General features: G+C 68.5%; 11 protein-coding genes. 7 read left to right on the plus strand and 4 right to left on the minus strand.

Annotation, left to right across the window (positions count from 1 at the left end):
- Nucleotides 1–71: 71 nt before the first annotated feature.
- The 3 genes from NK1_RS02555 to NK1_RS02565 all read left to right on the plus strand — a co-directional run bounded on the left by NK1_RS02555 (nt 72) and on the right by NK1_RS02565 (nt 4,408).
- Nucleotides 72–1,382 (plus strand): ammonium transporter, encoded by a 1,311-nt coding sequence (locus NK1_RS02555; RefSeq protein WP_063007051.1) that lies wholly within the window; start codon nt 72–74, stop codon nt 1,380–1,382.
- A gap of 87 nt (nt 1,383–1,469) precedes the next feature.
- A complete protein-coding gene (locus NK1_RS02560; protein WP_063006942.1) occupies nt 1,470–3,725 on the plus strand; it encodes an MMPL family transporter in 2,256 nt (751 codons plus the stop codon).
- The gene (locus tag NK1_RS02565; protein ID WP_063006943.1) at nt 3,722–4,408 is read left to right on the plus strand and encodes a TetR/AcrR family transcriptional regulator; all 687 of its coding nucleotides are present in this window, start codon (nt 3,722–3,724) and stop codon (nt 4,406–4,408) included. Before NK1_RS02560 ends, NK1_RS02565 begins: the two co-directional genes overlap by 4 nt.
- 29 nt (nt 4,409–4,437) lie before the next feature.
- Here the strand turns inward: NK1_RS02565 and NK1_RS02570 are convergent, their stop codons facing one another.
- Together NK1_RS02570 and NK1_RS02575 are read right to left on the minus strand one after the other, a co-directional pair.
- Nucleotides 4,438–5,676, minus strand: coding sequence for a neutral zinc metallopeptidase (locus NK1_RS02570; protein ID WP_245660310.1), 1,239 nt, complete (start codon nt 5,674–5,676; stop codon nt 4,438–4,440).
- A gap of 6 nt (nt 5,677–5,682) precedes the next feature.
- Nucleotides 5,683–6,525: a neutral zinc metallopeptidase gene (locus tag NK1_RS02575; protein WP_245660311.1), complete on the minus strand. Its 843-nt coding sequence runs from the start codon at nt 6,523–6,525 to the stop codon at nt 5,683–5,685.
- A gap of 520 nt (nt 6,526–7,045) precedes the next feature.
- On the opposite strand from NK1_RS02575, the gene NK1_RS02580 reads away from it, so the two are divergent.
- Entirely contained in the window at nt 7,046–8,665 is a 1,620-nt protein-coding gene (locus NK1_RS02580) for a DUF2207 family protein (RefSeq protein WP_063006944.1), read from the plus strand.
- Here the strand turns inward: NK1_RS02580 and NK1_RS02585 are convergent.
- A complete protein-coding gene (locus NK1_RS02585; protein WP_245660312.1) occupies nt 8,646–9,134 on the minus strand; it encodes a TetR/AcrR family transcriptional regulator in 489 nt (162 codons plus the stop codon). The two genes, NK1_RS02580 and NK1_RS02585, sit on opposite strands and share 20 nt — an antisense overlap.
- Before the next feature lie 82 nt (nt 9,135–9,216).
- On the opposite strand from NK1_RS02585, the gene NK1_RS02590 reads away from it, so the two are divergent.
- A complete protein-coding gene (locus NK1_RS02590; protein WP_063905880.1) occupies nt 9,217–9,849 on the plus strand; it encodes a methyltransferase domain-containing protein in 633 nt (210 codons plus the stop codon).
- A gap of 47 nt (nt 9,850–9,896) precedes the next feature.
- Here the strand turns inward: NK1_RS02590 and NK1_RS02595 are convergent, their stop codons facing one another.
- Entirely contained in the window at nt 9,897–11,177 is a 1,281-nt protein-coding gene (locus NK1_RS02595) for an ROK family protein (RefSeq protein WP_063006946.1), read from the minus strand.
- A 474-nt stretch (nt 11,178–11,651) separates the two neighbouring features.
- Here NK1_RS02595 and NK1_RS02600 point away from each other — a divergent pair, with 474 nt between their 5' ends.
- On the plus strand, nt 11,652–12,515 hold the full coding sequence (locus tag NK1_RS02600; RefSeq protein ID WP_084460538.1) for a GntR family transcriptional regulator: 864 nt from the start codon (nt 11,652–11,654) through the stop codon (nt 12,513–12,515).
- Complete coding sequence (locus NK1_RS02605) at nt 12,490–12,717, plus strand: 4Fe-4S dicluster domain-containing protein (RefSeq protein ID WP_030516520.1); 228 nt, start codon at nt 12,490–12,492, stop codon at nt 12,715–12,717. Before NK1_RS02600 ends, NK1_RS02605 begins: the two co-directional genes overlap by 26 nt.
- Nucleotides 12,718–12,736 lie beyond the last annotated feature (19 nt).

The raw sequence follows: 12,736 nt of genomic DNA on the forward strand, positions 1-12,736 counted from the left end.
CGCTCATCGGCGCAACACAGGGGGTTCGGTAGTTTCTTGCCACGCGAACGCGTGTGGAAAAGGAGTTGTCCGTGCCCCCGACCATCGACCCCGCCGCCACGGCGTGGCTGTTGACCAGCACCGCGCTGGTCCTGCTCATGACCCCCGGCCTGGCGATCTTCTACGGCGGCATGGTGCGCACGACCGGCGTGCTGAACATGCTGATGATGAGCTTCATCTCCATCCCGCTGGTGACCGTGGTGTGGCTGCTGTTCGGCTACACCCTGGCCTTCGGTGACGACGCCGGCGGCGGGTTGATCGGCGGGCTGGAACATTTCGCGATGACCGGCATCACCCCGGGCACCGTACGCAGCGGCATTCCGGAACTGCTGTACGCGACCTTCGAGCTGACGTTCGCGATCCTCACCGTCGCACTCGTCAGCGGCGCCATCGCCGATCGCGCCAAGTTCTCCGCGTGGATGGTGTTCGTCCCGGTGTGGGCACTGGTGGTGTTCGCGCCGATCGCGCACTGGGTCTGGGGTCCGAACGGCTGGCTGGCCTCCTTCGGGGTACTCGATTTCGCCGGCGGCCTGGTGGTCGAAATCGCTTCCGGCGCTTCGGCTCTGGCCTTGGCCCTGGTCCTGGGACCGCGGATCGGATTCAAGGTGGACGCGATGCGCCCGCACAATCTGCCGTTCGTGCTGCTGGGGGCCGGACTGCTGTGGTTCGGCTGGTTCGGCTTCAACGCCGGATCCGCGTTCAAGGCCGACGGACTGGCCGCCGCGGTGTTCCTGAACACCTTGGTCGCGGGCTGTCTGGGCATGCTCGGCTGGTTGATCGTCGAGCAGATCCGCGACGGGCGCCCGACCACCTTCGGTGCGGCCTCCGGTGCGGTCGCCGGATTGGTCGCGATCACGCCCTCCTGCGGTTCGGTCAACGCACTCGGCGCGGTGATCGTGGGCCTGGCGGCGGGTGTGGTCTGTTCGTTCGCCGTCGGCTGGAAATTCAAGGCGGGCTACGACGATTCGCTCGATGTGGTCGGCGTGCACTTCACCGGCGGCGTGGTCGGCACCCTGCTGATCGGACTGCTGGCGAACCGGGTGATGACCGGCGGATCGCGCGGATTGTTCTACGGCGGCGGACTCGCGCAGCTCGGCAAACAGGCGGTCGGCGTCGTGGTGGTCGCCGCATGGGCGTTCGGCGTCTCCTATCTGATCGGCAAGGTGATCGATCGGGTGATGGGCTTCCGGGTCAGCAAGGAGGACGAGGTCGGCGGTATCGACTTCGCGCTGCACGCCGAGACCGCCTATGTCGAGGGTGTGCACGGCCACGCGCCGCGGGGCCTGTTCGGCCATCATCCGCACGGCGGCGGGGAGCGTCCCGCCGGCGACGGGGATCGCTGAGGCCGAACCGCCTTTCCTCTTGCGCCGGGGCGGGGTAACGGCGTTACGCTAACGCCGTTACCCATGCCGGCCGCCCGAGGAGCACCCATGCTGACCCGAATCGCACGGCTCGCCACGCGGTATCCGAAACGGGTGCTTCTCGCCGCCCTCGCCCTGGCCCTGATCGGCGGCGGATTCGGCGCGACGGTCACGGCCCGTCTGCAAGCCGGCGGATTCACCTCGGACAAGGCCGAATCCACCCGCGCGGCTCAACTGGTGGCCGATCAGTTCAACGGCGCCCAGCCCAATCTGGTGCTGCTCGTGCACGCCGACGAGGGCGTGGAGTCGGCCCCGGCCCGTGCGGTCGGCGCCGATATCGCCGCCCGGCTCGGCAGTCGCTCCGATACCGTCGGCGTCCGCTCGTATTGGACCAGTCCACCGCAACTGGCCGCCGCCCTGCGCAGTATCGACGGCACGAGCGCATTGATCATGGCCTACCTGACGGGCGGCGACGACAAGGCTCAGCGCACCGCCGGTGAGATCGCGAGCACCCTGCCCGCCTCCACACCCGGGGTGACCGTGCAGGCGGGCGGAATCGCCGCCGTCTACCACGATGTCAACAATCAGGTCACCAAGGATCTGGCGATGGCCGAGGGCATCGCGGTCCCGCTGACGGCGATCGTGCTGATCCTGGTGTTCGGTAGCGTCATCGCGGCCTCGCTGCCGCTGGCGGTCGGAATATTCGCGATTCTCTGCACGCTCGCGATTCTGCGCAGTTTCACCCTCTTCACCGATGTGTCGATCTACGCGCTGAATATGACCACCGCGCTGGGGCTGGCCCTGGCGATCGACTACAGCCTGTTCATCGTCAGCCGATACCGCGAGGAATTGTCCGCCGGTTCCACCCACGAGGCGGCGGCGGTGCGCGCGGTGCAGACCGCGGGGCGAACGGTGCTGTTCTCCGCGCTGACGGTCGCGCTGGCGGTGCTCAGTGTCTTCGACATGTACTTCCTGAAGTCGTTCGCCTATGCCGGGGTCGCGGTGGTGGCGGCCGCGGCGATCGCCTCGATCGTGATCCTGCCCGCGGCGCTGGTGCTGCTCGGCGATCGGATCAATTCCTGGAATCTGCGGGTGGCGATCCGGAAACTGTTCGGGCGGCCCGAGCCCACCTCGCGACCGGAGCGCGAATCCGGCTGGTATCGCGCGGTCACCTGGGTGATGCGGCGCGCGTTGCCCGTCTCCGTCGCGATCGTCGCGGTTCTGCTCGCGGTCGGCGCGCCGTTCCTCGGGGTGAAGTTCGGCTATCCCGACGACCGGGTGCTGCCCACCGGTTCGACCAGCCGCGCGGTCGGCGACGAACTGCGAGCGGAGTTCCCCGCCGTGAATTCCGGCACGGGAACGACGATCGTGCTGCCGGGCGCACCGAGCGAACCCCAGGCGATCAGCGGCTATGCCACGGCACTGTCGAAGGTCGAGGGCGTGAACGCGGTGCTGTCCAGCAGCGGTGTCTACGTGTCCGGCGCGCGGATGGGCGGCGCCGCGCCGGGCATGGCCAACGACTCCGGTCAATACCTCACCGTCACATCGGCATTCGATCCCTACTCGGCACAGGCCAAGGATCAGTTGCAGGCGTTGCGCGATGTGCCCGCGCCCTCACCGGCGCTGTTCGGCGGTGCGGCGGCGATGAACGTGGACTCGCTGAACGCACTGGGACAACGGTTGCCTCTGGCGATCGCGCTGATCGCACTCGCGACCTTCGTGGTTCTGTTCCTGTTCACCGGCAGCGTGGTGCTCCCGTTGAAAGCCGTAGTGATCAACTCGCTCTCGCTCACCGCGATGTTCGGGATGATGGTGTGGATCTTCCAGGAGGGACACTTCTCGGGGCTGCTCGGCTTCACGCCCACCGGATTCCTGGTGCCGACCATGCCGATTCTGATGTTCTGCTTGGCCTTCGGCATGTCGATGGACTACGAGGTGTTCCTGCTCTCGCGCATCCGCGAGGCCTGGCTGGCCTCCGACCGCACCGCCGCGGACAACGACCGTTCGGTGGCCATCGGCGTCGCCCGGACCGGTCGCATCGTCACCGCGGCCGCGCTGTTGATGGCGATCGTGCTGGGCGCCATGATCACCGCGAAGGTGTCGTTCATGCAGATGTTCGGACTCGGCCTCACGATCACCGTGCTGGCCGACGCCACCGTCATCCGGATGCTGCTGGTTCCGGCCCTGATGCGACTGATGGGCCGCGGAAACTGGTGGGCCCCGGGGCCGTTGGCGCGCTGGCACGAACGGTTCGGCCTCACCGAACACCCCACGCCCGCAGCGCCGCAACCGACGGCGGAACCGGCTCCGGCGGGGCGGCCGTGACGCGTTCCAGCCGTCCCCGTTCGGCCCGCGGCTCCGGCACCGAACTACGCGCCGAGATCCTGACCGCGACACGAGAGTTGCTGGCGCGCACCGGTAATGCCGAGTCGGTGTCGATTCGCGAGGTCGGCGGGCTGGTCGGCGTCACCGCACCGTCGATCTACCGCCACTTCGCAGACAAGGACGACCTCATCGATGCCGCGGTGGCGGAGGTGTTCGAAGATCTCGACGCCGCCATCGGCGCCGCGACCGATCCGGCCGTCTCCCCCATCTCCCGGATGCGTCAACAGGGCCTGGCCTATGTGCGCTTCGCTCTGCAGCATCCCGGTCAATACCGCGTCGCCACCGCCGCCTCGCCCGGCGAAGGCCCCTCAGCGGTAGATGTGGTGCTGGGCAGTGGTGCGTTCCAACGGTTTTCGCAGACCGTGCGGGAGGCGATGGACGCCGGTGTGATCGCACCCGGTGACCCGATGCCGCTGGTGCTCGAGCTGTGGGCCGCCGCGCACGGTATCGCGTCTCTGCTCATCGCCAAACCTCATCTGCCGTGGGGTGATGCCGAGGCCGTCGCCGACCGGGTCCTGGCGGCGGCCTGCCTCGGGCATGCGGTGCTGGACGTCATCGGCGGGAAGACACCGGACCCCGACGAGGGTGCGCGCTGGTTGGCGCAGTTGCGCGAGGACCGGTAACGCTCAGGCCTCTGCGATCCCTGCGCCGATCACGACACCGAATCCGACGGGGAGTCCCAGGTGTTGCACATCCAGGTCCGGTTGTTGTCCTCACCCTGCGCGTACCACGCCCCGTAGTGCTGGTTGGCCCCGTGGTCGCGCACGTCGGAACGATCGTCCCCGCGTCGATAGTTGTCCTGTTTCACGTAGTAGGCCTGGTCGTTGGAGACCGTACCCGCCACCTCGGAGGAGCTGATGAACATGCCGCCGAAGCACTGCGCCTCCAACTCCAGTCGACGCGAAAGCTCCAGTCCCGCAGCGGAATTGGTACCGGCGCTATAGCGGTCCCGGCTCATCTTGGACATGATGCCGGAGATGGCCTGCACATGGTGACCGTATTCGTGCGCGAAGACCCCCAGATAGACGTACCAGCGATCGCCGTACACCTCGGTCTGAATGTGATCCAGTGGCATGTAGATCGTATTGTTCGCCGAGCAGTAGAACGCGGCGTAACTGCCGGAACTGCCACACGGTGACGCCGCGTTCGCGCCACTCGCCGGAACACTCACGGTGGGGCTGGAGAACGGGAGGTTCTGCGCCGCGAGTACCGGCTGCCACATCCGGTCCAGACACGATTTCGCCGCCTGGAAGAAGGCTGTCGCCGACGCGACATCGGAACCCCATCGGGGGTAGCCGCAGGAGATGTTGATCAGCCCGGAGTTGTGATCGTCGAAGATCGGATTGGCCGCCGTGGCCGCCACAGGCTGGGGGCCGGCCGGTTTCGTCGTCGGCACGACAGTCGTCGTGCGGTAGTAGGGCTTCGTCGTGGACGGATACGGCGTCGTCGTGGACCGCGCGGTCGTGGCGGTTTCGCTGGTGCTCGTGGCCCAGGTGGGCGGCGTATACGTGAAGCTCGGCGTCGATGTCGAATACGACGCCGACGAATTGTCACGACCTCCCATGGTCGCGAACGCGACCAGCCCGCCGACCACCACGAAGACGAACAGCACGGCGAGGACCGCCCCGACCGCGCCGCCACCGGACCGCGGCGGCGGATACGGACGGCCGTAATAGCCGGGCGGCGGCAAGGGCGGTCCGCCGTAGGGCCCGACCGGATACGCACCCGGCGGCGGTAGCGGCGCACCGTACGGTGGGCGCGGACCGGGTGGCGGATACCCCGGCGGCGGGCCGTATCCGGGTGGTGGCCCGTACCCGGGCGGCGGACCGTAGGGTGGGCGACCGTAGGGCGGAACCCCCTGCGGCGGTGGATATCTCGGCGGTTGCGGCATGGCGGTTCAGCTCACCTGTCCGGACGGCGCGACGAAGGTGTTGCAGGGCGCGGTCGCGTTCCTGTCGTATCCGGTACTCCACCAGTCGCCCGCGTGTTCGGCGGTGCCGTGGCTGCGCATGTCGCCTGCGCTGTCACCTCGGCCGTAGGCGTCCTTGCGCGCCGACTGCGCCTGCACCGGCGTCAGCGATTTTCCCCCGGCCGAGGATGCGAAGTACATGCCGTCGAAACAGTTGGCCTGCAATTCGATTCGTCGCGAGAGGTCGAGCCCCTCGTCGCTGTAGAGGCCGGTCTGGCGGCGTTGCTTGTTCGCCGCGCCGAGGATTCCGGACAGCGCCTGGATGTGGTGCCCGTATTCGTGGGCGAAGACCGAGAGGTAGATCTCCCAGTGATCGTGGAACATGTCCGTCTGCAGCTGACTGATCGGCATGTAGATGGTCTGATCCGCACCGCAGTAGAAGGCCGCGAAATTGCTGCTGGATCCGCTGCACGGCGTGGTGATGCCCGAAGTGGTGGCGGTGACGACGAGTTTCGGTGGCGTGAACTTCAATTTCGCATTCTCCAGCACCGGTTTCCAGGCGTCGGCCAGACAGGACGCGGCACTGTCGAAGAACGCCCGCGCGGCGTCGACCTGCGTGCTCCACGGGGTATACGGGCAGCGCGCCGGACTCAGCGGCGACCCCGGGTCGGCCAGCAGTGGATTGGCGCCGGTTTCGGCGACGCCCCCGGAATCCTTTCCGGGCGGGGGGTTGTAGCTGTAGTTGCCGTGTTCCCCCGTATGGGAGGTGGCGTCGAATCCGGTCCGCACGGCGAAGCGGATGAGGCCCGAGGTGACGATCAGCAAGATCACGACGACGACCGCGCCGAAGCCCCCGCCTCGCTTGCGCGGCGGAGCGGGGCGCGAGCCGGCCGGGCCGTACGGCCGCGGCGGCGGAATCGGCGGGCGATGACCGGGCGGCGCAGGGGCTCGAAGCCCCTGTCCCGCAGCGTATCCGGGGCTCGCTCCGTAACCGGCCGGCGTGGGATATCCGCGCTGCGGGGATCCGGCGGGCGCGGCGTAACCCGGAGGCGGCGGATAAGCGGGTGGAGGCGGATAACCGGGCGGTACCGAGTGGCCGGGCGGGGGACCGTATCCCGGCGGTGGTCCCGGGCGCCGTGGACCGCCCGGACCATACGGTGGAACCGGCCGTCCGCCCGGCGGATTCGGGCCGTGCCCGTAGGGTGGTCGACTCACTCCCCCACTCCCCCTTGTCCGTTCCTCATCCGGCGACAGCCACCGCTCTCCGGCGACAGCCGCCGACGCAGAATAGCAAGCCACCGGATTCGCCGACCCCTGCTCGCACAGTGGCCCGCCGCTAAGCTACTGCCCCATGCTGATCTTTCGGGGGGGCGCATTCGGCGCTCTGTTGTTGACCGCGGTCGGGCTGTTCGCCGCAGCACCGGCCGCTCGGGCACAGGAGCCCACGGGTGTGTCGATCATCGCGGATGTCAAACTCAGCGAGGCCGGTCTGCTCGAGGTGGCCGAAACCGTGAAGGTGCCGCCGGGTGGGCAGTTCCACATGGCGCTGCCGCTGCGAGTGGGACGCGACGACGGGAGCGAACGCCGCTTCGGCGTGACCGACATCTCCAGTACCGGACCGGGTTCGGCGAAGGTGGCGGGCGATGTGTTCAGTGTGGACGCGCCGCCGGGGGAATCGTCGTTCAAGTACACCGTGCACGGGACGGTCGCCGATGCGCCGGGTACGCAGGTGTTCCACTGGACGGGTGTCATCAACACCGATGTCGCGTCGTTCGACGGTTCGGTGATCAGCCCGAGTTATCAGATGGGCATCGCGGACTGCACGGTCGGCTCGGTGGGTAGCACCCGCAAATGCAACGACGCTCGCGTCGAACCGGACGGCGTCCTCACCATGCACGAGGAGAACCTGCACAAAGGTGACATCCTCGATGTGACACTGCAGATGCCGCCCGGCACGGTGAAGGCCAACGCCGATATTCGCGGCGGCCGAGGGTCGGGCGCCTTCGCCGTCACCGCCCCGGTGCTGATCGCCTTCGGTGTCCTGCTGGCGGCGGTGGCCGCCTTCGGCGCCTATCTGGCCCGGTCTCGCCGCCAGGACGCCGCGGCCCTGACCTCCACCGGCACCCTGGATCCGGTGCAGCGCAACGGAAACCACAGCGAATTCGTCTCCCCCGACGGCATCCTGCCGGGTGAGGCGGGCCTGTTGCTCGACGGCTCCGCCGATGCCGCCGATATCGCCGCCACGGTGGTCGATCTGGCGGTGCGGCGCTACCTGTGGATCGCCGCGGTGAGCGATTCGGAGTGGCGCATCACCCGGGTGAATCCCGCCGACGATCAACTGCGCAGCTACGAAAAGCACGTTTACACCACCCTGCTGCCCGAGGGCGCCGACTCGGTACTGCTGTCGGAACTGCGAGCGCCGGGACGCGTCGCCGCCGAGCCCGTCCGCTCGGCGCTGCGCCGCGATGCGCTCGAGCGCGGCACGCTGATCGATCACGACCGGCGCGGGCTCGCCTTCTGGATCGGCATCGCGCTGCTGGTGGTCGGGGCGGGGGCGACCGTCGGCCTCGCCGTCGCCGGCGGCTATGCGCTGGTCGGCGTGGCCATCGCACTCGGCGGTGCGGCCATCCTGCTGCTCGGCCGGTATCTACCGGTGCGGACCGCCGCCGGCCGCGCGCTCGCCGCCCAGGTGAAGGCCCTGCAGAACGGACTGGACGCCCAGCGGCCCGATCAGATCCCGCCGGCCGATCGCGAACTGCTGTTCTCGCGAGCGCTGCCGTTCACGATCATCGGTGGCCGGGCCGACAACTGGATCCGCACCTTCCGCGACGTGGATCCCGGGGCCGACCGTCAGGCCGGGCTCTACTGGTTCGGCGGCTTCGACCGCGACCGGAATCTGCACCGGTTCGCCGGGCATTTCCCGTATTTCATCACCGCACTGGAGGGGCTGTTCACGACGTCGGGTCACTGATCCGCCGGACGACCTCGTAGGCCGCCCGAGCGGTGGTGCGGCCTTCGGCCACGGCGGCCAGCAGCCCGACCAGTCCCCACGACAGAAATGTGGTGTCGGGCTCCGCACTGCCCTGATCGGCCAGAACTCCGGCGATCATCTGCTGGGTGCCGCGTACGACGACCATGGTGCTCTTCGGGCCGAGAAGCGCGCGGTAGACCTCGCGGTGCCCCTCGGCCAGTTCGACGATGGCTCGTATCGGGTCACCGGAGCGCCGGGCGAGCGCCGCCCGCAGGAATTCGGTGCCGCTCACCACGAGCAGGTCGTCCTTGCTGCGGAAATGGGCGTAGAACGTCGAGCGGCCGACGTCGGCGCGGTCGAGGATGTCCTGCACGGTGATGCGGTCGTAGGGACGTTCGATCATGAGCTCGATCAGGGCACGATGCAGGGTGCTCCGGGTCCGTCGGACGCGGCGATCGTTCTCGGACACTGTGCCTCCGGATGTGCGGAATCGAACGGATTCGGTGCTTTTGCTCCTGGTGGAGCAGACACTTACCTCAGATCATGAACACATGTTCCGAATCGAACAAGATCCTCACGGCATCCTGATCACCAACCCGCGCGGCTACAGCGCGTTCACCAATGTCTTCTTCGGCGGCAGACGTCGCCGGCACGCGGCCGCCCTCGCCGCCGCCAGTGGCGCCCCGCCGGGTGGGCGCGCGCTCGATATCGCCAGCGGCCCGGGCACTTTGGTGTTCGCGCTCGCCGATCGGGTCGGCCCGGGCGGCGAAGTCGTCGGAATCGATGCGGCGCGGGAAATGGTCGACTACGCCGCCGCGAGGTCCGGTGGGCGGGCGAACTGCCGCTTCGACCACGGCGTGGCCCAATCGCTGGAGCTGCCGGATGCGGCGTTCGACGTGGTCACCTGCACGTTCGGTATGCACCACATTCCCGAGGCGGACCGTGGTCGCGCGCTGGCGGAGATGTGGCGGGTGCTACGGCCCGGAGGACGAGTGCTGCTCGCCGATATGGCGCCCGCGGGCGTGCACGGGCAGCTGACGAAACGACTCAGCAGGCATATGGATCCCGCCGCGATCGATATCAGACGGTATCGGAAAGCGCTGCAGGAGACGGGTTTTCAGGATCTCGACTATCGGACGATCAAGCCGTCCACAGGCGTGCTGACCGGCGTCAAGCCCGGCTGAGCGACCTCGGCCGGGGTGGCCGTACCACCCCGGCCGTCTGCGCCGGCTCAGCGCGAGCGCGTGGCCCGGCGCAGCGCCGACAGTGGATCGGCGTAGCAGACGCTGAGCGAGGTGACGGCCGCCGCATGCTCCTGGACCCGCCCGCCGAACCGGCTGATCCGCAGGTCGGCCGGGGCGAGAGTGGTGGCGCGACCGAAGGCCTGCACGACCCGTTCCAGTCCCGGCCGGTACCCGGTGAAGGCCTGTCCGCCCAGCACCACCCGATCGGGGTTGAACATGTCGCGCACCAGCGCCGCGGTGTTGCCGAGGATCTCGGCTCGCTCGAACAGCATGTCGCGAGCCGGGGCGGAACCCTGTTCGGCGGCCTTGTACAGCTCGGCGATCACCGGCTTCCGCGGCGCCTCCCGCTTCGGCACGATGCCGGCGCGCACGGCGCGAGCCAGCACCGCCGCCTCACCGACCGTGGCCTCCAAGCAGCCGCGCCGGCCGCACGAGCAATCGATATCGGATCCGGTCGGCAGATGCGCGATCGAACCGGGGCCGTTCGCCGGGGTGTAGACGCGATCGTGCAGCGTGACCGCGACGCCGACCGTCTCCCGGCCGTAGATGTAGAGGCTGCTGCCGGGCCGGTCCTGCGCACCGGAACGGTCCGGTGTACCGGTGGTGAGCAGCAGTTCGGCGGCAGCCATCGCTTCCACGTGGGCAGCGACCGAAACCGGCAGGTCCAGCACAGTGGCGAAGATCGGGCCGACCGGCGCCGACTGCCAATCCAGGCGGGGGTGATCCACGACGCCGGCGACGGGATCGACCCGTCCGGCCAGCGCCACACCGACCCACAACGGCCGGCGCCGCGGCAATCGGTCGAGGAATGCCTTCGCGCTGCGGGCGATGATGGTGATGGCCGCCTCCTGCGCGGCCTGCGGGGTGGCGATCTCCAGCCCGCCCAGAATGCGGCCGGACAGGTCGGCGGCCACGATCCGGGTGAGATTCGCACCGATGTGGACGCCCAACGTGGCGAAGCGGTCGGTCTCGACCTCGAACGGAACACGCGGACGCCCGACCGCACCGGATGCGGTGAGATCAGCGCGTTCTCGCAACAGGCCGGACGAAAGTAGCGCCGACACTTGGCGATTCACGGTCGCGATGCTCAAACCCGTTGTCTGAGCGGCATTGTCGCGGAAGATGGGTCCGCGGGTGGCGGCGCGCAGGACGGCGGCCGCCGGGTTGTCGGTGATCCGCAATTCCGGCGGAACCACCGGCCGCGGCACACTGCGTACCGGCCGCGGACGAGTGGGGGAAGACTGTCGTTCGAGGGTGGGGCTCGTCATGGGGCGAAGTCCTTGTCGAAAGTCTCGTGCAGAGACGGAACTACATCGGCAACAAGGCAGCGAGAAGGGCCCGAAAGGGTCGACAGACGGACGACTGGAGCGGTCTCAGCTGCGCGGCCGGGAACAACACAGTTCCCGCTGCCGCGGCAGCCGCACACCGAGCGCCACGGTCACGTAGGTGACCCGTGTGCGGTTCGAACGGCTGGTGGACATGTGTAAAACGGTAACATCCCGATTCTGCGCCGCGCCAGCGAACGGGTAGGACACATATTGCGCTCACACTGATTTGAATGTGAGCCCCCATCACCGCAGGTGGCGCATTACCTTCGATCGCCCGGATTTCAGCAGGTCCGCCGCCCGGGCGGGCGGCGGATAACCGCACACCCGGCCGCCGTCGGCGGTGCGGGCGGCACTCCGGCCACCACACCCCCGTTACGCTCGGAAACCGCAGGTCACAAGCGTTAGGAGGTGGAGATGACGGCCGATCCGGTACCCCTGCGGCAGCAGCGCGGCTCCGCTGCCGACCACCCGGCCCCCGGGACGGAGACGACGGCGCCCGGCGCCGGCGCACGCACCATTCGCAAGGCCGATCGGGCCCGCCAGGTGGCCGACGTCCTGCGCCAGCAGATCCACACCGGACAGTGCCCGGACCCGCTGCCCACCGAATCCGAACTCGCCGCGGAATTCGCGGTGTCCCGCAACGCGGTGCGCGAGGCACTCGCACTGCTGCGCGACGAGGGCCTCATCGGCCGGGTTCCCCGGGTGGGCACCTATGTGGCACAACGCAAATACGATCACGGCCTGGACAGCCTGCGCGGCCTGAAGGAAACGCTGCGCGGCCACGGCGAGGTGCGCAACGAGGTGCGCGCGGCACTGCGCCTCACTCCGCCGCCCGCGGTCGCGGGCCGGCTCGGGCTCGAACCCGGCGAATCCGCGGTCTACCTGGAGCGGCTGCGCTATCTGGGCGATCTACCCCTCAGCCTGGACCACACCTACCTGGCCCCCGACATCGGCGAGCAGGTGCTCGATTGCGATCTGCGCTCCGAGGACATCTTCGGACTCATCGAACAGATCAGCGGCCAGTCGCTCGGATCGGCCGATCTGGCGGTGGAGGCGATCACCGCCGATATCCACAGCGCCGCCACCCTGCAGGCCCCCGAGGGCAGCGCCCTGCTGTTGCTGGAGCGACTGACCTATCTCGCCGACGGGCGGCCGGTGGACCTGGAGTACATACGCATGCGTGGTGACCGGATCACCCTGCGCGACAGTCTGATTCGCACCACGGAAAGCAACGATTGGAGGCTGAGCCGCCATGGCGTCGGTCAATCAGCGGGCTGATGTCCCGGTAACCATCGACGAATCGCTGTGCATCGAAGGGTGCACGCTCTGTGTGGAGATCTGCCCGCTGGACTCGCTGGCGATCAATCCGGACAACGGCAAGGCGTTCATGCACGTCGACGAATGCTGGTATTGCGGTCCGTGCGCGGCCCGCTGTCCCACCGGCGCCGTCACCGTGAACATGCCGTATCTGCTGCGCTGAATCGCGCAGCGGAACCTTT

Origin of the sequence: Nocardia kruczakiae NBRC 101016 (assembly GCF_001612965.1) — a bacterium.
Taxonomy (GTDB): Bacteria; Actinomycetota; Actinomycetes; order Mycobacteriales; family Mycobacteriaceae; genus Nocardia; species Nocardia kruczakiae.

Excerpts from the sequence above, each read along its gene's own strand:
- NK1_RS02560 (WP_063006942.1), top strand. The coding sequence starts at position 1,470 with ATGCTGACCCGAATCGCACGGCTCGCCACGCGGTATCCGAAACGGGTG.
- NK1_RS02570 (WP_245660310.1), bottom strand. The coding sequence starts at position 5,676 with ATGCCGCAACCGCCGAGATATCCACCGCCGCAGGGGGTTCCGCCCTAC.
- NK1_RS02580 (WP_063006944.1), top strand. The coding sequence starts at position 7,046 with ATGCTGATCTTTCGGGGGGGCGCATTCGGCGCTCTGTTGTTGACCGCG.
- NK1_RS02590 (WP_063905880.1), top strand. The coding sequence starts at position 9,217 with ATGTTCCGAATCGAACAAGATCCTCACGGCATCCTGATCACCAACCCG.
- NK1_RS02595 (WP_063006946.1), bottom strand. The coding sequence starts at position 11,177 with ATGACGAGCCCCACCCTCGAACGACAGTCTTCCCCCACTCGTCCGCGG.
- NK1_RS02600 (WP_084460538.1), top strand. The coding sequence starts at position 11,652 with ATGACGGCCGATCCGGTACCCCTGCGGCAGCAGCGCGGCTCCGCTGCC.
- NK1_RS02605 (WP_030516520.1), top strand. The coding sequence starts at position 12,490 with ATGGCGTCGGTCAATCAGCGGGCTGATGTCCCGGTAACCATCGACGAA.